Raw genomic sequence first — 23,005 nt, forward strand, 5'->3', positions numbered from 1 at the left:
TACCATATTTTTCCTTCTCATACTCAATTTCTCTTCTCCTCCACTAAGTCCTCTGCAGAAATGTTAGGCATAAGTCCTACCAATTTCCTCAAATTCTCTGGATTTTTCCTCTTATACAAGGAAAGCAGGAACTCTATGACGTCGTTAAAGTCCACATTTTCTCCTTTCTCTATCTGCAACTCTTCCATTATTCTCAATAGTTCTCTCTTTACTTCTTTTGATACCCTAATAGTTTCTGACATCATTTTATTATTTTGTCACAAATTATATAAATATTACTTCGTGACAACGCTGCATCTAAACTTCTTAGACTAACCAGCTCACTTACGACCTCTTACCTTCAAGTAACTTCTTAGCGTAATCTAGGACCTCTTCAGCCATCTTAATAGCTTGATCTGCGTCATACTCTGAATAAAGTAGTTCTGGAGGAGTATTTGTTTCCTCATCACCATACATTGACAATTCCCTCTCCTTCCTTAGGGACCTAGAATATGATGCAAAGAGATCTATCTTAGCTTTAAACCACTGTGGGAACTTGTCAGCGTTATCTTTCAGTACTATTCCGACATCGTGAAACTTAGGAGGTTCTACTCCTACAAGCCTAAGGCAAGCTTTGAGGGAAAGCTCTACTGCTTCTTGACAAAGCCTTACGACGATATTGTACCTCTTATCCTCTCTTTCAATCTTCGCTAATTTAATCCTCTCCTCGGCTTGAGAAATGTAAGATGAGGCTAGGGAATCAAAGCTCAATGACATCACCGTACTTATAGTCCTTCTTGAGGACCCAATACCACTTCTTACCTATCCAGACCCTCTCAGCTCCCAGTTGGTCAAGCTTCTCCTTAAGCCTCTTTAACACATTACCGAAGAAATTGTCTTTATCATAAAGGATTACAGCATCGTAAACCATGTCAAGGTAAAGTGGAGAGAGCTTCTCAGCCTCCTCGGGAGTCTTAAGAATAGGAGACAGGGAAATATAGTAGCCCATCTTCCAGTACTTTTCTATCTCCAGCTTGTCCTCAACTTTGCTCTCAAAGAGCCTTATCCTCTTAAGCATACTATCCTTAGGTAGATTCTTTATAACTACTAGGAGATCAACGTCGCTATCGTTCCTATTATCTCCCCTCGCTACACTACCAAAGAGTACTACGGAGACAAGATCGTCCTTAAATTCTTCCTTCATTATCTCAACCATTTTATTGAGCAGAGTAGCGTAAGGTTCCTTTACCACGTGGAAATATTATCGTCAGAGGTTAAATACGTTTACTGCTTAGTTGAGTAAATCTGCTTTTATGAGTTTAAGTTCACGTCAGTATTTGGAAAAGACTTTGACCTAATATCCTTTGCCTATAATCTGAAAGTACTGGTGATGAGCTGGTATTTAAAATAATTACACATAACCTAGCCAACTTAATGGCATCTCAAACTCTGAAATTTCCGAAAGCTTATATGCCTTGTACCCTTCCCTAGTTAAGTAGAGTACGAGGGCTTCATTCTCGTCAAATATTTTATTAACCATTTTTATTACTTCGTTAACGTGGGTAGTTAACAGGATTTGCGTATTACCTTCTCTAATCTCCTTAAGGACTTGCACTATCATGTCAGGGTGCAGGGAATCCTCAATTTCATCTATTAGTAATAAATTGGAAGCCTTAAGACCGAACTTTATCATCTCCCTCTTAAGTATCCCCCTACCTATGACGTAAGCCGGTAACAAATCATAATAAAGTTTAAATTGCCCATATTTGTCTTGTAATATTTCAAATTCTGTTTTAATTTTCCTATTTTTTCTCTTTGCAATACTAAAAATCCTTTCAAGGTTACCACTCCTATCAAAGAACGTCGAAATGTAAACGGGAAAATACCCATTGTCGACCTTCTTATAGACCTTTACTGAAGGCGAGAAGAGAGGTTCTGATAACAATTCCATTTTATTCACTTCAGTAACTTTTTCGCCGTTTATGTCAACTTCGAGACTATAAGAGTCTTTTTTCTTAAAAGTAACAGTGTTGTTATCTAGGACTACTGTACTATCTGAAAGAGATGAAAACGCAGAGAGTGAGTCACCTCCACTGCTCATTGCGTATAAGAATAAGGTATTAATGTCGTTCTCGCTCATATCCGATTGGAAAAGGGTTGATAAAAACAGTGCCTCAAGGAATGAAGTTTTCCCGGTACCATTTTCTCCTACCACAATGTTAACTTTCTTAAGGTTAACAGTAACGTTAAGTCCCCTAAATCCTTGGATATTTACTTTCTCTATTGTAACATTTCTTAATTAGACATGAAAGTAAAAAGCCTTGTCAAGTAGGACTGTAAAAACTAGTTGTAACTAAACTGCATCCTAGCCTGACTAGCGTTTCAAGTTATCAATCTCCCTCTTTATTTCCTCAGGCAACATATTATATACAACCTTCATTTCCTCCCAGTTCAAGAGGTGATACCATTTAGCCTCCTTAACATTTACTAATAAGAAATCTCCGTCGTTTAACCCAAGCTCCTTAGCCTTCTCAATTGGAATAGTTATCTTATAGGTAATATATTCCTTACTCTCTTTACTTACGGAAACCTTACTTACGAAAACTATCTCATTTTCCATAATTTTTCAGTGTATGAGCGAACCTATAAATCCTTAGTGCCGTTATTAAGCAGAAAAGTGGCCTAAACTAAAAGACCTTAACCCTATTGAAGCAGTAGGAGGCTAACTTTTCCGCCCAAGCTCGAGTTATAGCCCACTGAAAGGCGGAGTTATACACCACTCTATTTTACATTACCTTTCTTTTTTAGAGAGATGAGTGTAAATTCCTGTGTTTGCGTCAGTGCACCGTCTTCTATGTTATACTAAGTCGTATATAGCTTAATTTGCATACTATTTTCCATCTAGCTCCATCCGTATTCGCTATAAATCTGACCTTTTATCATCATCTCTATCGCTTGCCTAACGTAAGGCACTGTATTGCTAGGTAAGGAGGTTATCTCAAACCACTCCAAAGCTCCTGCTTTATTAGGCTCCATTATTTTAGGTTCTCCTCTCCAGTTTGTGCACTTAAAGAAGAAGTCAACCCTCTCCTGATTTTCAAACCGATGCATCACGTGAACTAATGAAATGTCCTCCCTCCTTATTTCTATCCCTGCTTCCTCCATTGCTTCCCTTATCATTGCTTTACTTGCAGATTCTCTAGCTTCAACATGGCCTGCTATAACGCTCCAGCACCCATCCCTATAACCAGTGTTCTTCCTCAACTGAAGGAGTATCTTATCACCCTTGAGGAGGAAAAGGTGAACAGAAAGGATTTGAGGATGCCTTTGCATAAAGTACTTTTGAAAGGAATAATTTAAGCTTCAGAATCTAGGAAGTGCTGTTTACAAGTTAAAGTCTGTAAAAAACTAATTCAAAAAGAAGATGGACATCAACAAGGATCGGACTTTGAAGGCCAAAGCATTACGTAATACGTCTAATTAGTAATCACATGCCAGACGGTATTACTACCTTGTCTGTAAGGCACAACCATGAATCAGACCTTCGCGGACTCTTCACAGATCTAGGGAGGGCGGACTTCATCACATGATTAGGATTTTTTCCTCTATTTAAATCTTCTAAAACATAATACACTAACGCCTATATCTAGAAGAAGGTCGTATTTTTACTTACTTTAATTTCTATTAAAAACTTTCTAATACATATTTTTATATTACCTCTAGTAATGAAGTTTATGTACAGAAATGAGATAGTCGTAAACGCAGATAGGTCTGCAGTATTGGGAGTTTTTACGAACCCATTCTTCTTTTCAGGAATTGTAGGGCATATAGGAATACTAAGAATTAAGGACGAGAAGAAAGGAGACTACGTAACTCCGGAGTTCTTAACGTCTCCTCAGGACGACTACCAAGTTGCTTACGTCTTCGGGACTCCTGAGAGTTACCACGCCTCGTTAGGATACTTGAGAGGACCAGAGATCTCAGCGGGAGAAGTAAAATACAGTGGTGCAACCTTCGACGGGAAGTTTGAGTTTGAAATCCACTTCTTCCTAACGCCACTTGACGATAACAAGACTAGAGTTTCAATTTCAGTAAACGCTACGTATAAAACTTCAACGCTTGCTAGGATTTTCGGTAGGAGCGAGTTCGATTTAGCTACGCACATAGTGGAAGGGCACATTATTCCCTTCTTTAAGTTCTACTTCAAACCTTCGGAGGAAATAGAAGTCAACAAGATTGAGGTAGCAAGCGAAGAAGGTGACGCAAACAAGGTAATTGCTAAGTTCAAGGAGGTCGTCCCTAAGCTTGAGAGCGGTTTCGTAAAAATTTCAGGCACAAACCTTGAATGCCTAGCAGTAGTTATAGGAAGGGATATAAAGAGAGTAACTTGCTTAGCAGGAAATGACCTAAAGACGGGTAGTGAGGCGCTTTCCCTCCTCCTCCTTTATAACGGAGAACTTAAAATGAAAGCTTACCAGATACAACTTGAGGATTTAATAGAAAAAATAGAAGTATAGCTTTTTCTCCTTCTTTTATCTCCTCCTCAGTATTACTATTATAATAAATGCTATTGCAACTATGACAAGAGCTATTCCTATGTAACAAGGAGCACTTAGTGAGTTTGTAGGATGAGTTGATGAGAAACTAGTAATGCTAGTTGTAGTTAGACTAAAAGTGCTTGGAACATTTACCACTAATCTCTCATCTAGAATTAAGTTAACTATAAACGTCCTAGTTACGCCATTCACGTTAATTTTAATACAATAATTTCCGGCGGGCAGAGTGAAGTTTACTACGTTAGTGTCTTCATGGTAAGTTTGATTATTCACAATGATAGTGTATTTACTTCCATTACTTAGCCCTTTAAGTACAATGCTCAATTCTTCCGGTATTCCAACGTATTTTATCGTTACCGTCTTGTTACAATATAACTTAACTATCTCACTCCTTACACAAGGCTTATAGATGGAACAATTTAGGAAAGTTAAGTTGTATACTCCTTCCTCTAATCTGAGGCTTAGGTACTTACAGAAAGTGTACTCGGTGCCGTTAATAATAACCTTACCGTAAAGGCCTCCAACCTTATTTATAGTCAGCGTATAGAGAGGCAAAGGAGTTAAATCAAGAGAAATAATGCCGGACTTAGTAGCAACTAACACCGAGCAGTTATAAACGACCATCGAGTAAGCAGGACAGGGGTTATAATACACAGTTTGGTAGTTTTCAAGGTTCATTACTTGAATACCTTGACAAGAAGAGATGTAAAGCATTCCCTTAAAGTAGATCATGCAGTTAGGAGTTACTTCAGTGTCCACTAGGGTAATATTATACTGGGGTAACTGTCTTAAATAAATGTCCCATATTTTATTTATGTAAAGTACGCTCAAGTTATTATAAATGAATAGACCTCTTGGGTCAAAAGATCCCGTTATGAATTTTCCGTCAGCAAATATCATTCCTGCAAATGCGTCTTGACAGCTTATCGTTAAATGTTCACTACCGTTGTAAAAGAATATAAAATAACCGCACTGGCTATCAACTATTGCCTCTTTACAGTTAAAAGTAACGTAACAGAAGCTTAAAGGAATATAATAAGAGGAAACCACTTCGCTACAGTTTATTATATAGAGGTGGGAATTCCCAGTAACGTAAAGTTCTCCAGTATAATTATCGTAAAACATTTTGAAAGCATTTGTAACATTTACTGGAATTAAGCTGCTAAAGTTGTAGTAATAGATAGAAGAACCGTTATTTATGTAAATCCCTTCCCTTCCTCCTTCTATTTGTTCCACGTTGTTTATTTGGAGTAACTTAACCCAAGAACCATTACATAGCTCATAAATTGCACATCTAGTAGCTGCAAAAAGCTTCCCGTGGAAAGTCGTTAAAGATATTGGTTGAATGGAGTAGGCATGCAGAGTAATGGAAAATAATGGTAAGAAGAGGAGAAATAATAATAAAAAATAATAATATCCCTTCATTTTTTCACACTTGATAAGGCGTTAATTGAGTTATTGGGATATAAGTTAACCAATGCTCTCCAGGCGGTTGCCACATTAAGTTAAAGTATACCACTGGATAGTTACAATTATTATTTGATGGTCCTGGTCCCGGTGCAGGTCCAGGTTGAGGTGCCTTAACTCCATACATATTAAATGTGAATACCACTGTTATGTTCGCAGGGGATTTTACATAGCATGAGAACATCGGAATGTTCTTTTCGACGTAACACGGATCATTACTGTATATTACATGTAACTGATGATTTACAAATTCACCTTCAAACACTTTTTGTCCGTTAATATAAACTGTTGCCCACTCGTTAGCATAGGCCACGTTTTGACCGTTCCTTTCTTGGGTTGACCCTGGCAATGGATCTGTAAAGTTTACTGAGAATAGATAACCTCCAGGAGTAGTTGGTTTTAAACATGCACTATACCTTACTGTTATATTTACGTTACAATGAATTAGCGCTGAGGGGTTAATCACTATAGGTGAAGCACCTCCCCACAGTACTACATCACTGAACGGAGCAAATGAAGTTGGAATTGCTCCACCTAATCCCCAGAAGCCATTTAATTCACATAGGTTTGCTAAGTTAAATATTTCATAATCATATTCTCCGCATGAACCTGAAGGCGGCGGGTTTATATTATTACAACAATAATTATAACAAGGAGTAGCTTCCCAGTTCTTTGTACATATGTGAACGTACTCCGCAGAGTTCTGAGACCATAATACTACAATGTCGTGAGGAGAGGGAATGCATCCTCTAAGTATACTCTGAATTTGACAATGAGTTAATGTAGTATTATAAATTATCGTAGGACCAAAAGCGCCGTTGAATGAATACCAGCTATCTCCTCCCGTATTAATGTCTCCAGGAAAGCCTGGAATTTCGCATAACCATTTCAGACTATTCGGACTTACATTATATACAGACCCTACGTCCATGAATGACGATGAATTTATATCCAAATTTTTACAACTAACTGTTCCTTTATCTACAACCGTTCCATTTACGTATAAGCATATTGTACCGGTCTTAAAGTTAAATACTCCTACTGCAAGAGTTAAAGTAGACGCTTTTTCATCGTTTTCCTTTTCATATGCTTGTATAGGTGATGTATCAACTATTGTTGCCCAAGAGCCATTAGCTAGATGAACAGTAAATGCTACGTAATATGGTGGAGGGCAACGATTTTGAGGCGGCGTGTTAGGAGGTGGCGGAGAAGGCGGTGAAGGTGGAGACGGAGGATCTACAAATCCTATTTTTCCTGCTCCGACTATTAATCCGGCATCTCCAGTCCACACCATATATCCTCCTGTTGGGGCATACTTAGTAACATATACTATGTTCTCTTGTGCTTTAGATGGTGCTTCACCACATACATAAAGATATATTGGCGCTAAACAACCGCTAGCAATAAACCACTGTACTACAGTTTGCGTATTAAGTTCCGGGTTTCTCTGTCCTATCGGTAACGGACCTATGTTATCATTATCGCTCTGATAACCGGTCAGGAAGGAAGAGAACGGGAAGTATGCAGAATTTATATATTTTTGCTTTAGTATATTACAATTAAGGTGAAGTACTCCTCCTTTTGGTAAAGGATAAGTTGTGCCGTTGGGATACACAATTATAGTGCCGTTAGGTAAATTATAGGACTCATTATTCTTTGCAAACCTGGGTAAGCTACAGCAATAGGACGGAGTTATCAATTCAGTACCATTATGGAGCAAGTACGTTATTCCGGAGGGAGTTGTAATGTAAGCAGATGTTGTAATAATACAGTAAATATTAGTAGACGCTGTAGCACCTATTGTGGAAACCGGTACATAGAATATGTTGCCTAAGTTTGTTACTAATTCTATTACACCACTATAACCTGTAGGAATAAATAGGTAAATCCTCTCATTTTCAGTCACCGTAAACGACCTTGGATAAGCTGAAATCCATTTACCCGTGCTTTGGCAGAAGTAATAAACTCCTATTATAGTAATTGGTGTTGAGCCGTGATTGTAATGGAAGCATAGGAAAACTTGTCCTTGAGAGCTCTGACCGGTAACTATCGTTGGATCACCACTCTCAACGTCTTGAACTTGTAATCCCCTCTCACTAGCTAAAGCTGAGGCAGAAACTGCACTCACATTAGAATAGTTTTGAGTAGAGCTTCTTATAATGAGGAAAGGTATTAAAACTGAGAAAATAATTATGGCTAAGACTACAAAAGCTATTACTAATGAAATTCCCTTTTTGCTTTTACCATTCATTTTTATCACCCATATGCGTATGAAATTCTAAAATTATAACCTCCATCTGAATAAATCACCCAAATGACTAAAGAATACCCCGGCTTAGGAGGAATAATAATCTGTATGGGATAATTAGCCGGGACTGTGTAGCCGGAAACCCCGGAAACTAAAAGGTGACCGTTTATATCGTAAACGTTACCCAAAGTTATCTTCTTAGCTAAGGTCGAGTTAATATAAACCGGACAGGAAGACGAAGAAGAGGGAGTAACTACTGCTATTGATTGAAGGTCGTTGGAAGGTATGTAAAAAGCTACTATAGTAAAGTTTCCAGAAAAGCCGGGAGAATACACATAGATCAAGTAATTACAACAACCGGTACTTGTAGTCTCAGGAGGACTTACGTCCATGAAAGTTGATTGGGAAATCGTCTTTGCGTCATGCTCAGCGTAAGTAAAAGCGTATTGAGGAGCAATATAAGCACTTGTAAAACCAAATACAACCAATCCTACTATTATAGCTGCAATAATCAATATGAAGTCCGATAGTGCTATGTCCATTTTATCACTAATTCTATATATATTTTTCCTTTAAATAAGACTTTCTCTGTTTATACTCTTTCATTTAGCCTATAAGCTCCCTTAATTTATTGGAATAGGTTTTTATAGAACATAAGCTAATTTTGATATGATAAATTAAAAGGTGAAGGGTGGTTTAATGAATAATACATTAGTTACATTCTTATTCCTCATAATTACAATATCCATGGCTTTAGGAATTTTAGCTTATTATTCTTCATCAGCCTCAATAATTGAGGCAAAAACTAACCCCCTTTACATTGCTGAGAGTTACTCAAAGGCTTTAGAAGTAAGCTCAACACAGCCAGTAATAAGTTATATAATCCCGCAAAGTAAACCTCAGTCATTGAACTTTACTGTAAACTCCATAGTAACAGTGAACTTACCGGGCTATACCGGAAAGCTTTACTTAATTCCCTTCTTAATGCCCTCCACTTACAACCCGTATACTTATGTACCTACTTCTATTCCTAACCAAGTTGCACACCCCACTTACGTAGGTTATGTAAGTATAAAAGGAGGAGACACTCAACTGAAACCATTCCTATTTAACGGTCAAGTCAACTTCCTTACGCAACAAGGTATAAAAATTGAAGCTTATGCATTTACCGTCTGTAATGGCCAAACACTTAACGTAACTTTCGTAACTTCGCTTAATGAGACCCCAGTAATTTGGATTTTAGCAAATATAGATGGGCAAATGTACAGGCTAGCATATCCTTATTTCGTCAGCCTCTCTGAAGGTGTAAATACTGTTAACGGAATTGTTACTGCTCAGCCTATAACATATTGCCAATTATATGAGAAATGCTTAAGCCATATAGCTGTGATGTTTGCAGGATCAAATGAAAATATGCATGCATGCATTTCTGGTAATTCCTGCGTTAATTTAAACGGCAGGGCATTAGGAGTTTTTGGGCAATCTGGATATTTTGAGGTGAAAGATGCTGCCAATTGTCTGAAAAACGTAGAAGAGATATTAATGAGCCCTAATATTGAAAAAGAGATTCATTATAATCCTAACTGCAAAAATAAAATTTGCGTTAAGTGCACCAATTATGTCCCTCCATGCCCCTGCATTTTCGTAAACCCAATATATCAATACTATAACCCTTACGCCTGCCAAGTAAAGTTGGAAAAAGAAATCAATAGTTATAGTTTCCTGACATGTAACGCACCCGGTACTAATTCGATACTACCGACGAATGTAAAATATTGTGTGGCTAATTCTACTCTAATTGTATGTAAACCTCTAGAGTTCACCCAGCGTGCCCTATGTATAGATAATAATTATATTAGTAGAGTCAATATATTGAATGTAAAATGTATACTGTTTAAATACCCTGTAGTATTTGAAAAAGGGTTCAAAGATATTAGCGGCGTTAATTTAAGGTTCTGTAATTTAGTAGTGTCAGAAGGATGTTCAGTAGTTAGTGGTATAGCTAACATCCACTTTGAAAAAGGAGCATTATTTAATTATTCAACATCATCTCCAGCTGATGAATTAATCTTTTGTGGTACAAACTGCAAACAAGAGTGCGACATTCATGTCGTCTCCTGCGGGCCTTTTATAGTGAATTTCACGAATCCACGCTGTATACCTACTGAGGTGAAGCTTACGGGAGTCAACTTACAGGATAAGAATTACATAATAAGCTTTACCGCTAAATATGTAGACTTGGCTGGAGTAGATACTATTTGTTCATGCTATCCTTTATTTATACAAGCTCCTGCTCATAACACGATAAACTTCTGTCGTGTTACTATAAACGGAGGTCTAATATTAAATTCTGGGTATGGCACTCACATAACGTTTCAAGGAGGAAATTGTTTAAATGTCAAGAAAGGACCGTTGATAATAGATACTGGGTCAGGCTCTTACATTACGATGAACGGAAATAGTTTAATCAATACATGCGGATATGCTCTTATAAAGGCTCAAAATATTAACCTTAATGGAGGTGCTGAAATTAGAGCGTCTAAATATGCCCTATTCTACGCAAACTGTGTTAGTGTTGGCGGTAACTCAAAAGTAATAGTTTGCAACACACAGCCTCCACAATCAGAGTTAAGTCAAATAGAAATATATCCTAAAGTAACTTCAAGCCTCGGCGTCGCAGGGTGGTTCTCAGTGTTCCCCAACGCTACTGAGGTGAACTACCTCAACATAACGCTTACTAATGGGACGAGCACTTTCTACACGTTCTTTAATATCTCTCCTATTAATAACGGAGAATGTTATAACATAACTCCGATAGTTCACCCTGCATACTTGAAGAGTGGAGGTACCGTACATAAAGTGTGTAGCCTAATCGTTAAACAGGGGACTGACGTTTTCTACAACGTTTATATAACAATTAACGAGTGTATTGCAAAAATATCTGTATGCATGCGTGCAGACTGCACTAGTAAACCCGTAACAATATGTGCTTGGAAATGTGGTACTACTTGTGGCTACATAGGCGTACCTAAGGGCTCTCACTTAATACTCAGCCTAAGCGGTGAACCTTCTTATCAGTTCTTGTTGTACGAGGGGACTCAACCGAATGCCGTTAGCTTAATGGAGGACTGCGGGTCTTATGTAAAGCTTCACTTGAACTGCCAGACCCCTGTAGAATACTTCTATCTAGTAACTCCATGCGTTAACTATAACGAATTGAAGCCTACGTACTCAACCATTAATTGTGGGTATTGCTTCTTGCACGTTACGTATATATGTTAAACCTTTTTTCTTATAGATTTAATAGAAGAGGTGTGAATGATTAATGAAAGGAATTTCAGATTTCGTTGCCTTCCTAATAATTCTAGTTATTATCGTAGTTATACTTATCCCCCTTGCTTTCTATTTACTTAATCCTTATTACCAGTCCCAGTCCTGCAGTACTCAGAACCCTCAGATTATTAACGACGGAATAATAACTATTACCTACACTAGCAGTGACAATGGAGGCATACTTAACGTTAGTTACACGGCAATTGAGCCTGAAGTCTTACATATTTATAATTACTCTAACGGTATTTGGGTTAATGCCAAATACTCACCGTTTGAGCCTTGTAAGCACTTTAGTCATTGTATAATCTATAAATTATGCGGTTACGCCCAAGAAGTAAATGTTGAACTAAATATTGCCGGTAAAATTTACTATGTTACAGTTTCTTATGGCTCTACTGCAAAGGTGACTTGAGATGAAAGGGTTATCTAACGTTGTAATGATGGTTATAATCCTTGTAATAGTCCTCTCTATATTTATCCCATTAGGAATTGAACTCATGTATTTTCCCCAGAATGACCAGACAATTCTCTACTCGAAGGAGAGTTATTCTTATTATCACTGCTTAATTTGTCAGGATATTTCTTCGGGTTTCTTAAAAATTTCATATTCCCTCCAACAAAAAGAAGGAGGATACAAGGTTATACTTACTTTCTGCCTTGCAAAGGATGTAGGAGGAGTTCCAATTTGTAAACTTAATATTTCAGAAATTCTGTATTATAACGGTAAGTGGTGCGTTGTTAAGTCAAGTTATCCTCTAATAGTGCCGATTTCGTATGCTCCTCACACAATTACTTTTTGCCTAACTTCGCCCTCTGACTTAGTAATAGTAACTAATTACGGTAATTTAATATTCATTGCCCCAGGCAGTTCTACGTAACCATTGCGGAAAAGCTTTATAACCGCGTTTTTACATATTGTTAAACATGTCAAACAATGAAGATGATAAAAACAAGAAAACTGTAACCATTAGAGGTGTAGATAAGAGCATTTATGAGAAAGCAGTAATAACCGCAAGGGAAACCGGGAGGACTGTGGGAGAAGTAGTTAACCAATCCCTTACGACATTTCTTGGGTTAACAAGTAAAGCAGGGAATACTGTAAATCAAGTTGTACAAGGAGTTAAAGAAACAGGGAAGTCTTTCGTCCAAGGTTTTGAAGAAGCTAAGAAAGACTTAGTAGTAATTTCCGACGTTGAGGAACTGACGGTCACGAGGGATGAGATCCTTCAAGCCGGAAAGCCGATCTCTTTCAGGAATATAAAGAGACTTACTCTTAACATAGACCAGGATACTCTGAATTTCGTGGACTCGATAATAGGAGTTGACGAGTTGATAATACCCCCTACGATAAATAAGATAATCTTACTGCAGAAGTGTAAGTTCGTTAAAAAGATATCTACAATACAGTGAGCTACTCTAAAAGGTAGAGTTTTTCCCCGTCCCCTTGAACCCCTATTTTTTATAACTCTTCTCTTCTTCTTTTTTCTTACCTTTTTTGTAACATTGTGAAGACGTTCTAAATATACTTTGTGAATTTCTGCATATAGCAGTTGTTCTACTTTAACGTGGCTTAAAGATTTTCAATAAATCTAGATAGTTTAATAAACATATTTTACGAATCTGTACAACTCCTCAGTTTAAGGGAATTGAGACAGTTAATCTACTTCTATGACTTTACACTTTTCAACTAACCAGCCGTCTACCTAAAAACTTTATCGACAATATCGGAATTCTGTATTACTAAGGGAAAGTACAACAACTGCTATACATTTTTTATCAAAGTCAACGTCAAACTTACCTTTAATTCAATGGGCAATCAGGAATTTAGAAAAAAAGCTTACCACTAAGGAAATTGAAGCGAAGAACAAAGCATTCTGAATGGTAAAATTAATATATGATTATGTAAAGTTTAAATTATGTCAATACCTTTATCAGAAACTTATTTGAAGGAGGCAGATGAATTTTTAGCTAAAGGAGATACTGTTCAAGCCAGCGAGAAGTATTACAAAGCAGCAGAAGAGGCATTAAAACTTCTAATGATAAAAAATAATGTTAATGTGTTAAAAGAAGCAGAGGAAAAAGGAAAGTGGGATTTAAACCTACTTAACGAAGCAGTTGATGAACTGGCTAAAATTTACGGTGAGGAGATTATTGCTGACTGGGCTGCTGCAGTGAGTTTAATTACAGCCAAATTGGCCCCTAACGTAATAAGTGAATTATCAAATTATGTGAGACATATTGTCAGTATCGCGTCAACAAAAGATTGAGTCTACAAATCTAACACTTTGGTTTCAGAGCAAAAGCTAATACTGGATTAGATAACAAGGCTTACTAATTTCGTATTAATAATTCTTTCCCACACTTTATAAAAATGAGTTATACTGCTTTTTCCTTCTCTCATCTCTAGTGCTTTCAGCCATCAAATCATACAAATCAGGTAAATCTTTATCCTGAGATAATAACTGAGATTTATAGTTTATTCCCATAAAATAAAAGAATGAACTTAAATCCGTCCAAACTTCTGTAATTGTCACGAATTTCTTAACGTGAGAAGGTAAACTTTTAATTTAGTGTCGAAGTTATTGAACTCTTTTTCTAGCAATTGCTTTGCTTATTCGTGATGAAAGGATTTGCATTTATGACATAAAGAGTAATTCGTCCAAGTTTCTTTTATCTAGGTAGAACGTGTTATTGTATCGCATTTAATATCCTTAGCATCACAAGCTAGTAGATAAATTTTAAAGTTATAATTTTTGCTAGATAGAATATAATTAAGTTCTCTGGCTCTTTTACAGACCTCACTTTTACCTCCCCCTTCACAGATTAGCACGCACTCGTGCATCAGTAATTGGTTACTATTTTCTGTGCTTCCTTGTTAGCAATATCTAGTCTAGTAATTCCTAATAACCCTGCAAGAAACATCGCTAAGTCCTTCAGCTATAACCACTTTCATTAGCAAATTCCTCTTAGATCTTCATACAGATCATTAATAAGTTCCTTAGCCCTTCTACTTCTATTTGCATTACATGTATTTTTTTCCCCTTTTAAGAAACTCATAAATCATCACATCGTCCGGGTTATCTATTAATAAATAGTTAAGAAACTCTGTACTTTATGTAGTTATAAACTACTGGGAACTGCTTTCCCTTATTAAGTCAATGACCTTTAACATTAACTGTGGGTGTAAATGGTTTTAAATATTAATGACTATGTCATTACCAGAAGCCATAACTAATAATATATAGGGAAGCGAAATCGCTACCTAAAAACTGGATTTCAACGTCTTTTCCATCCTCAGAAACGATAAATCTTCTTCTCAGATAACCTTAAATTCTTCTACCTCTCCAATATCTGATGAAACCTTTAAGGACTTACATCATAATAAAGAACTTTGCATCAAGCCTTTCACAACCTTTCATCTCCTTTGTTTCAGCTGCCTTCGGAATTTCCGGAGAAAGCCTTGCTATAGTTTCTTCAGCAGGCTCAGCACTACCTTCTTTCATACAGTTTCTCCTTGGGTTCTTCAACATCCGCGGTAAGACGTTGACTTTCGCTGGGACTCTCGTATCTGGAATACTTTGGATTTCCCTCTCCTTTATCCCTTTTAACTCTATTTTCGTTATAGTTTACGTTTTCCTTGAGGCATCTCTGGGTGTCTCAGCTTACGGCTGGTACCTAATTATGGAGAGAGTGAGCAATACTTCCAGAGGGAAGATCTTGGCACAGTACTCCTTCTACTCTGTCATAGGAGGAATAATAGCTACTCTAATCACGGGCTTTGCGGTAAATAGGGAATTTGGTGAAGTAAAGTACTTTTTCTTGACCTCAGGACTCCTTTTCTTGTTCACTTCACTGCTTTCCTTGAGTTTTGACGTTGATTATGCGAGGAAGCCTCTAAAAGGTCTCTCCCTCAACAAGGAGTTAACTAAGTTCCTTCTCATTACATTCCTTTTTGACGTTGTATGGTCGATGGCTTGGCCTTTATTTCCCCTTGCACAGGTTTACGTATTCAACATGAGTTTTGAGAACGTGGCAATAATAGATTTGGTAGCTAACTTTTCCACCCTCCTCCTTCAGAGGAAGATAGGTGAGCTCGTAGATAAAAATAGGAGGCTAATGATGTTCTTAGGTAGGTTAGCCTTATCGGTTTTCCCTCTCAGTTATGCTCTCTCGACTTCAGTTTACGAGATTTACTTGGCAAACATAGTTGCAGGTTTCACTTCTTCCATAAATTCTACTGCCTACCTTTCTTACATTTACGATAATTCAAAGGACGTGAGGAAGGGGCTAGGGCTTTATAACGCTGTTGGTGGTCTTGGAGATATAATAGGCTCGAGTATTGGTTCCTTAGGAGTTGAGGAGTTAGAGTTCCTCGGATTAGTCGTCGCAATAAAAGTTATGATGCTGGTTGTGGCGTCGTTAAGGGTCACTGCTTCCCTCTTTTACTTAAAGATACAGGAAGTAAAACCTATAAAATTCTAAGGTCGTTAAGTAATATGGACTCTGGAGTATATTCCAAAATTTTATAATCAGACTTCTGGAGTATACTCCAATGAATATTGAAGAAATTAAGGCTGTATTAAAGGAACAGAAGGAGGAAGCAGAAGAACTACTTAAAGGGAGGATAATTCCTAGAGACGTCCCTTCGTTGTTGGATTACCTTTCAATACCGAACGTTTTAGCAATAACCGGAGTGAGGAGGTCTGGGAAGTCTACTTTATCTCTCCTCCTCCTGAAGGGGCAAAACTTCGCTTACGTAAACTTCGACGACGAGAGGTTAAGGAACTTAACTGCAGAGGAGCTTAGCAGGGTTGAGGAAGGAATATATTCAATTTACGGTGACGTTAGGTATTTATTATTTGACGAAATACAGAACGTTAAAGGATGGGAACCATTTATAAGCAGGCTTAGGAGGGCTGGAAAGAGGATAATAGCAACGGGGAGTAACTCAAAGCTCTTATCCGGAGAGCTCTCTACTTCCTTAACAGGGAGGCATATAGACTACATGCTCTTTCCTTTCTCCTTTCGGGAGTATTTAAGGTTTAACAGCGCTAATGTTGAGGGAGACGTTTTTACGACTAGAGAAAAAGCAGTAATTAAGGACAGCTTAAGGAAATACTTAGAAGTGGGAGGCTTTCCTGAAGTCCTAGCGTTAGGAAGTAGAGCAATGCTTAACAGTATTTATAACGACATACTATTTAAGGACGTCGTTATCAGGCTTAAGATAAGGAGGATAGAGAAGTTTAAGGACTTTTCGACTGCAGTTATTTCCCTTTATTCTTCTGAGGTGTCTTTTAATAGGCTTTCTAGAATGCTTAAAATTGATTATAAGACTGTTGAAGAGTGGTTTTCAGGAATTGTTGAAAGTTACTTAGTTTACCCCGTGGGAAGGTATTCTGGTAAAGTAAGTTCCTTAGGGGAAAATAAGAAAGTTTACGTAGTAGACCCGGGAATAATACATGACGTAGTGATAAAGAAGGACTTCGGTAGGATTATGGAGAACGCTGTGGCAATTCATTTGCTCAGGAAAAACCAAGGTAAAGGAATTTACTATGTAAGAGGTGACGATTACGAAGTGGACTTTTACGACGAGAAAAACGGTGAACTTATACAAGTTACTTACGATGAGGAGGAAATAAAAGAGAGGGAAACGACAGGTCTTTTAAAGGCTTCCTCAATCCTAGGAGCTAGGAAGCTAAAGATAATAACCTGGGAGAAGGAGGAAGAAATTGTCATAGGAAATAAGAGAATTGAAGTTAAACCTCTGTGGAAGTTTCTGCTGATGATCTGAAGTGAGATCCCCTCAATTCTATAAAATTTAATACCATAATTTATAATAGTATACATATGGCTGGTGGACAGTATTATGTGCTGGGGATACTACGTATTGCTAAAGATTCAAACGTCACAGTGACTGCAACAAGATTACAGAAGGTCGTATTTTTAGTGGAGAAAGAGCTCAACCGCGATCTAGGATATGAATTTATACCATATTATTTTGGTCCATTTAGTAAGGAGCTTCAGGACGACGTTTATGAACTTAAAAAGGAGGGTTATGTGGAGGTTAAAGAAGAGGCAGTAGAGGACATAATAACTGGGGCTTTAGTGGGATTTAAGAAAGCATACGAGATAACTGATAATGCACCTTCAATATCTTTAGATGACGAGTTCGTTAGGTTTGTGTCAGAGAAGCTTGTAGTTCCTTTGAATGACCTCCTTAGATATGTATACATTAAATATCCAGAGTATACCGCACATTCCTTAATTAAGGACAAAATATTTTAGTGTACAATAGGTAAGACGACCCTCTTCGCTATAAAAATCTCCCTTAAGCGTTTAGCTCCCTCCTAAGTCCTAGACTTTCCTCCTGCTCATAACTATTTCTTTTAGGAAAAGCTGATTAACCTTTAACGGTAATTTTTTTACTATGCCTGAGAGTTTAGAGGTAACTGATCCTAAATACTTAGGAAAATACATCGCAGTTGATGAAAATTTTAACATAATATGCTACGCAGACACGAGAGAAGAATTAATAGAAGAATCAAACAAAAAAAGATATAGAATAACAGATTATGCAATAGTATATATCCCTAAGTACGTCGAAGTTAAAGGTCGTTAAATTTCTCTAAATTTCATGATAATTTAATTACATTAATTAAAGTGAAAATAAGTTGCCCAAAACGGGGAGGAGAAAGGCTCGTCTTAGGTATAATAGATTCTGGGAGTAGGTATACCATAATTAATTCTGAGATTATTAATGAATGTTTTACAGAAGATGATTTAAAACTTAGATATGTAGATAAGGAGTATGAGAGATACTCTTTCGATTTTACTTTTCCTCAATTAGAAAACTACAAAATGAACATAAGTTCACCATCAATATTATTTAATTCCTTTCCTGAAGAAGTTAGACCTGATATAATTCTTTGTAGAGAGGATTTCTTAAAGCAATTCATAGTATGTACAAATTAGAATGGCTATCGATATACATTGACGGGCTCTGAAATGACTGCCAATAAAATAAAAGAAAATCACTTGATTAGTTTAATCTAGCATCCTTGAATAATGATATCTAGACTTATACTAAATAAGAAAAATCTCTATTGGCTTTCGGTATTACTTGCCTCTACTCCTTTATTTATATTATACTTTATGTGGCATTCTGGGACTGCTGACGATAACGCCCAAAAATAGAACCCTATGTTTGCTATGATATCGATGAACCATGGCCAAGGTATTGGAGAGCATGGTATTATTCCAAAACCGTAACCGCCTAAGGCTACTAGAACTCCAGCAAATACTAACATTGCTATAACCCACATTCCAGCTTTAATGTCGCAAGGTTTTTTCTCTTTATAAGTGAAGTATGTAAGAGCTCCAGCTAACATTACTGCTATTAAAATATAACCACCGTAGGGGTCACAAGGTGCTATTAAAGATCCTGCACCCCAGTATACTAACAGCCCGGATACTACGAAAGCTATTCCAGAGATAATCTGGTGAGCTGGTAACTTGAAAGGTCTCGGTACGTCTGGAGCATATTTTCTACTAATTGGAAGGAACACTGAGCCTATAATGTAAGAGAACACTCCGGTAGTAGTTATAATTGAAACTAATGCGCTCCAAGCTCCTCCAACAGAGGAGACTAAAGTACCAGCATAAGCCATTACTAAGAGGACTACTGTAACTATCATTGTTGCAATTAATCCCCACACTGGAACTCTGTACTTAGGGTGAATTTCGAAGAACTTATCTGAGAGGAATCCTTCCTTAGAAGTTCCGTAAAGAACTCTTGAAGTTGATGCCATGTATTGGCTTAAAGTACCAATGGGAGAAACTACGCCGTCAATAGCTAATATTATTGCTAATGCACCTAACCCTAAACCTGCAACTTCGTAAAAGAACGGGAACGAATATATTGGAGGTTTTACAGAGCTTAATCCAACCCAATTACCTGGCGATATACCCTTAGTTCCGAAGGCTGATGAATTCCAAGTAAATCCTCCTATGAATACTACTTGAAGCATTGTGTAAAGCAATACTGAAGTACCTACAACTGCTAATACTGCCCTCCATATGTCCCTTCCAGGCATTTTAGCTTCTGCAGCCATCTCTATAGGTTGCCTAAACCCTAAGTAAGCAAAAGCTACTCCAGTAGCAGGAATTGCAGAGAATACCGGTAAAACCCCGTATGGAGCAAATGAGGGCGTTGTAAAGTTTGATGTAAACCTAGGTACACCTAGTATTAGTATTGCTAAAACTGTGAGCGAAGGTATTACTAATTTCCATAATGTTATCCCAAAATTACTTGCTCTGAGCGCTGAAATTCCTACATAATTTATGAAGAAGAATGCAGCAGATAGTGCTAAAGCAATTACAAGTCCTTCAGCAGTGGGAAAACCTGAGGAACATAAAGTCAAGGAAGTTATCCCGTATAAGCTTAAAGCGCCCTGAAGTACTTCAATCACTGCAACTGCCTCAGCTGCAGGTACCGCAATATAAGTTAATATTACACTCCAACTTATTACTGAAGCAGCTAATCCACCATGAGAGTATTTAGCATATCTAACTGCTCCACCAGCTACTGGTATTGCTGTACCTACTTCAGCCCAAACTAACGCTATGAGAAGAATGAAAACACCTCCAAATAGCCAACTAAGTATTGCTGCAGGTCCCGCTGCAGACGCTGTTTCCAGACTTCCGAATATCCATCCTGAACCTATTACCGCAGTTAAACCTGCAAAATACAGGTCTATTAAACGTAACTCTCTTTTTAATTTTACACCTGATGAAGTTGTGCTTTGTCTAGACATATACTATTGTATTTATAAACTATATAAAAGAATTGCTTATATAACTGATAAAATCATGTAATTTTTACGGATAATTCTTTATACTTTTTTAATAGTTAGGGACAGAATTAAAAATGTTGATCTAAAAGAGGAAAATATTAAAGATTAAAAAAGTTTTTATTGACAAAAGTAAAAGATGATTAAAAATTACCAGCATCATACATGTAGGGAATTAAAAAGTAATTAAAAAATAAGAACATCGAAGAAATCTAAAAAGCATTCATGATTTATCTAGTGCTAAATTCATTTCATCTAACCCGTAAAATCTTCCCTTTAAATTCAAAGAAATAACTTAAGTACTTAAGTTATCAACGATAAAATTTAGGTAAGATTTAACGTCTAAACGAAATTAAGATTTATATAAACTAATATAATCCTATAAAAAATTAAATTAAGTCCTCCATCCTCACAGGGATAGTAGTTATCCTCCTTCCACTAGCCTTCTCTATTGCCCTAACTATTGCGGGAGGAGCACCTATTGCGGCACCTTCTCCAATTCCCTTAGCTGGAAGAGGAGCGCTGGACATACCTTCCTCCATGTACATCCACTTCATCCTAAAAGACTCTGCAGGAGAAGGAATTGTATACTCAGCAAATGATGGAGTAAGTAAATTACCTCTGTTGTCATATACAATACCCTCCATTATAGCCTCTCCGAAGCCCTGCATTATTCCTCCCTCAACTTGTCCCTCTGCAAGCATTGGGTTAACTACTAGCCCTATGTCGTCGACAGCTACATAATCCAAGACTCTAACTTTTCCAGAATCATCGACCTCAACCATTGCTATGTGACTACCGTAAGGGAAAGTATAATTATCTAGACCGAAGGAAGCAGTAGCCTCCAAAGTAGGTTCAGCTTTATAATTCCAGGTACCGCCAAGGTTTGAAGTTGCCATCTTTGCAATTTCAGCAAGACTCAACGCTTTACCGCTCTTAGGATTAAACACTTTCCCATCCTTATATTGTATCTCCTCAGGGTCACTTTGTAAGAATGACGCCACAAGTTTAATTATATTCTCCTTCAGCTTCCTTGAAGCGAGAAGTGCTGCATTACCTGCTAAGGTTAAACTCCTACTCCCGTAAGTTCCAAATGCGTTGGAAATTTTATCAGTATCGCCCCAAGTTACGCTTACGTCGTCTATGTTAATCCCCAGTTCGTCTGCAACTATTTGGGCTATTGCAGTCCCTGTACCTTGACCGTGGGGAGCTGCACCTATTATGACCTCAACCTTACCGTTAGCTAATAACCTAACTGAGGCGCTCTCCCAAGGACCGAAGTTATTTTGCTCCACGTAGAATGAGAGCCCTACTCCTACTTTTCTTCCTTGTTTTCTAAGTTCCTCAGCGTTCTTCTCCATTTCTTTGTAAATTCCTTCGGCCTTGTTCAGTAAATCTAAGTAATTACCGCTATCGTATTTTAAGCCAAATGGGTTAACGTAAGGAGTCTCCTTTATTACGTTCTTCTTCCTCAGTTCTATTGGATCAATTCTTAGCTCGTCAGCCAAAATGTCCATCATTCTCTCATAAACGAAGGCAGCCTCTGGTCTTCCTGCACCTCTGTACTGATCTAAGGGAACTTTATTTGTTAGGACTCCTTTAATATTCGCCATGGCGTTCTTAATATCGTAAGGTCCGGTAATTAGAGTTGAGGAAATATCAGCTAAGTAAAACCCGTGCCATGCAGCACCGAGGTCGATTATTAGGTCGTCAATTATTGCGTTTACTTTACCGTCCTTACTTGCACCCAACTTAACGTGGTGTATTTGACCCCTACCATGGTAAGTTGAATGAAGTTCTTCACTCCTAGTATTGATGAACTTTACGGGCCTCCTTGATTTTATTGAAGCATAAACAGTAATGTACTCTTCAGCATAAGGAAATAACTTTGAACCGAAAGCTCCTCCAACGTCCGCCTGGATTACTCTGAAGTCAAAGTCAGGAAAAGCTGAAATTAAGTAAGACCTCATGTAGTGAGGGGACTGAGTTGATGCATAAACAGTTATCCTATCCTGTTGGTAATCAGCTACCAAACCCCTAGGTTCCATTGGTGAAGGATAAACCCTAGATATGTAGAACTTCTCCTCTATTTTTATTTCACTATCCTCATACGCTTTTTCCGCGTTACCTCCCTTATATACCTTGGAATATGCAATGTTACTACTTTCTTCTACAGCTTTAACTTCGTCCTTTGACGCCTCTTCTGGATCAATTACTGCGGGAAGTTCTTCATAATCGTAGGAAATGTAATCAAGTGCGTCGTAAGCAGTATATCTGTCCTCTGCGAGAACTGCCGCTATTGGTTGTCCGGCATATAATATTTCATCCACAGCCATTGGGAAATTTTTAGGTCTGTTCTCAACGTTTATTGTAAGTCCTGTTATTACGTCTACCACGCCAGGAAGTTTAAGTGCGTCTTCAACGTTTACTTTCTTTAGCCTTGCGTGGGGGACATTACTCCTCAGGATTGCTAAATAAAACATTCCGTTTAGGTTTATATCATCTACATACCTTCCCGTTCCAGTTATAAGTTTTAAATCTTCCTTCCTCCTTATCCTCTGCCCGATGTACAT

Annotated in this window: 22 protein-coding genes; 11 read left to right on the plus strand and 11 right to left on the minus strand. The window is 37.6% G+C overall.

The window, feature by feature from the left end:
• Positions 1–23 precede the first annotated feature (23 nt).
• The 6 genes from HS5_RS03145 to HS5_RS03170 all read right to left on the minus strand — a co-directional run bounded on the left by HS5_RS03145 (position 24) and on the right by HS5_RS03170 (position 3,312).
• Positions 24–242, minus strand: a complete 219-nt coding sequence (locus HS5_RS03145) for an antitoxin VapB family protein (protein ID WP_236752654.1) — start codon at positions 240–242, stop codon at positions 24–26.
• 82 nt (positions 243–324) lie between these two features.
• Entirely contained in the window at positions 325–750 is a 426-nt protein-coding gene (locus HS5_RS03150; RefSeq protein WP_236752655.1) for a HEPN domain-containing protein, read from the minus strand.
• Positions 740–1,231 (minus strand): nucleotidyltransferase domain-containing protein, encoded by a 492-nt coding sequence (locus tag HS5_RS03155; protein WP_236752656.1) that lies wholly within the window; start codon positions 1,229–1,231, stop codon positions 740–742. Before HS5_RS03155 ends, HS5_RS03150 begins: the two co-directional genes overlap by 11 nt.
• Before the next feature lie 159 nt (positions 1,232–1,390).
• Positions 1,391–2,263, minus strand: coding sequence for an AAA family ATPase (locus tag HS5_RS03160; protein ID WP_236753450.1), 873 nt, complete (start codon positions 2,261–2,263; stop codon positions 1,391–1,393).
• A 90-nt stretch (positions 2,264–2,353) separates the two neighbouring features.
• Positions 2,354–2,599, minus strand: coding sequence for a hypothetical protein (locus tag HS5_RS03165; RefSeq protein WP_236752658.1), 246 nt, complete (start codon positions 2,597–2,599; stop codon positions 2,354–2,356).
• A 281-nt stretch (positions 2,600–2,880) separates the two neighbouring features.
• Entirely contained in the window at positions 2,881–3,312 is a 432-nt protein-coding gene (locus HS5_RS03170; protein ID WP_236752660.1) for an NUDIX domain-containing protein, read from the minus strand.
• Between the two features lie 401 nt (positions 3,313–3,713).
• Here HS5_RS03170 and HS5_RS03175 point away from each other — a divergent pair, with 401 nt between their 5' ends.
• The gene (locus HS5_RS03175; RefSeq protein ID WP_236752662.1) at positions 3,714–4,496 is read left to right on the plus strand and encodes a hypothetical protein; all 783 of its coding nucleotides are present in this window, start codon (positions 3,714–3,716) and stop codon (positions 4,494–4,496) included.
• Positions 4,497–4,511: 15 nt separating this feature from the next.
• On the opposite strand, the gene HS5_RS03180 is transcribed toward HS5_RS03175, so the two are convergent.
• From HS5_RS03180 to HS5_RS03190, 3 genes are read right to left on the minus strand one after another with little or no spacing between them, the layout of a single operon-like run.
• The gene (locus tag HS5_RS03180; protein WP_236752664.1) at positions 4,512–5,960 is read right to left on the minus strand and encodes a hypothetical protein; all 1,449 of its coding nucleotides are present in this window, start codon (positions 5,958–5,960) and stop codon (positions 4,512–4,514) included.
• 4 nt (positions 5,961–5,964) lie between these two features.
• Positions 5,965–8,253, minus strand: coding sequence for a hypothetical protein (locus HS5_RS03185; RefSeq protein ID WP_236752665.1), 2,289 nt, complete (start codon positions 8,251–8,253; stop codon positions 5,965–5,967).
• Positions 8,254–8,258: 5 nt separating this feature from the next.
• Positions 8,259–8,792, minus strand: coding sequence for a hypothetical protein (locus HS5_RS03190; RefSeq protein ID WP_236752666.1), 534 nt, complete (start codon positions 8,790–8,792; stop codon positions 8,259–8,261).
• A gap of 157 nt (positions 8,793–8,949) precedes the next feature.
• Between HS5_RS03190 and HS5_RS03195 the strand changes: the two genes are divergently transcribed.
• From HS5_RS03195 to HS5_RS03240, 10 genes are all read left to right on the plus strand, one after another.
• Positions 8,950–11,532 (plus strand): hypothetical protein, encoded by a 2,583-nt coding sequence (locus HS5_RS03195; RefSeq protein WP_236752667.1) that lies wholly within the window; start codon positions 8,950–8,952, stop codon positions 11,530–11,532.
• Positions 11,533–11,575: 43 nt separating this feature from the next.
• Positions 11,576–11,995: a hypothetical protein gene (locus HS5_RS03200; RefSeq protein WP_236752668.1), complete on the plus strand. Its 420-nt coding sequence runs from the start codon at positions 11,576–11,578 to the stop codon at positions 11,993–11,995.
• Between the two features lies 1 nt (position 11,996).
• Positions 11,997–12,461 carry a hypothetical protein gene (locus HS5_RS03205; protein ID WP_236752669.1) on the plus strand — a complete coding sequence of 155 codons (465 nt, stop codon included), beginning with the start codon at positions 11,997–11,999 and terminating at the stop codon, positions 12,459–12,461.
• A 46-nt stretch (positions 12,462–12,507) separates the two neighbouring features.
• Positions 12,508–12,993 carry a hypothetical protein gene (locus HS5_RS03210; protein ID WP_236752670.1) on the plus strand — a complete coding sequence of 162 codons (486 nt, stop codon included), beginning with the start codon at positions 12,508–12,510 and terminating at the stop codon, positions 12,991–12,993.
• 506 nt (positions 12,994–13,499) lie between these two features.
• On the plus strand, positions 13,500–13,850 hold the full coding sequence (locus HS5_RS03215; RefSeq protein WP_236752672.1) for a PaREP1 family protein: 351 nt from the start codon (positions 13,500–13,502) through the stop codon (positions 13,848–13,850).
• Between the two features lie 1,087 nt (positions 13,851–14,937).
• Positions 14,938–16,065 (plus strand): MFS transporter, encoded by a 1,128-nt coding sequence (locus tag HS5_RS03220; RefSeq protein ID WP_236752673.1) that lies wholly within the window; start codon positions 14,938–14,940, stop codon positions 16,063–16,065.
• A 70-nt stretch (positions 16,066–16,135) separates the two neighbouring features.
• Positions 16,136–17,374: an ATP-binding protein gene (locus tag HS5_RS03225; RefSeq protein WP_236752674.1), complete on the plus strand. Its 1,239-nt coding sequence runs from the start codon at positions 16,136–16,138 to the stop codon at positions 17,372–17,374.
• A 56-nt stretch (positions 17,375–17,430) separates the two neighbouring features.
• Entirely contained in the window at positions 17,431–17,868 is a 438-nt protein-coding gene (locus HS5_RS03230) for a conjugal transfer protein (protein WP_236752675.1), read from the plus strand.
• Between the two features lie 142 nt (positions 17,869–18,010).
• Positions 18,011–18,202, plus strand: a complete 192-nt coding sequence (locus HS5_RS03235) for a DUF5678 domain-containing protein (protein ID WP_236752676.1) — start codon at positions 18,011–18,013, stop codon at positions 18,200–18,202.
• Between the two features lie 41 nt (positions 18,203–18,243).
• Positions 18,244–18,555: a hypothetical protein gene (locus HS5_RS03240; protein WP_236752677.1), complete on the plus strand. Its 312-nt coding sequence runs from the start codon at positions 18,244–18,246 to the stop codon at positions 18,553–18,555.
• A 128-nt stretch (positions 18,556–18,683) separates the two neighbouring features.
• On the opposite strand, the gene HS5_RS03245 is transcribed toward HS5_RS03240, so the two are convergent.
• The gene (locus HS5_RS03245; RefSeq protein ID WP_236752678.1) at positions 18,684–20,396 is read right to left on the minus strand and encodes an APC family permease; all 1,713 of its coding nucleotides are present in this window, start codon (positions 20,394–20,396) and stop codon (positions 18,684–18,686) included.
• Positions 20,397–20,821: 425 nt separating this feature from the next.
• Entirely contained in the window at positions 20,822–23,005 is a 2,184-nt protein-coding gene (cutA, locus tag HS5_RS03250; protein ID WP_236752679.1) for a glyceraldehyde dehydrogenase subunit alpha, read from the minus strand.

The sequence above is a fragment of the Acidianus sp. HS-5 genome (assembly GCF_021655615.1).
Lineage (GTDB): Archaea > Thermoproteota > Thermoprotei_A > Sulfolobales > Sulfolobaceae > Acidianus.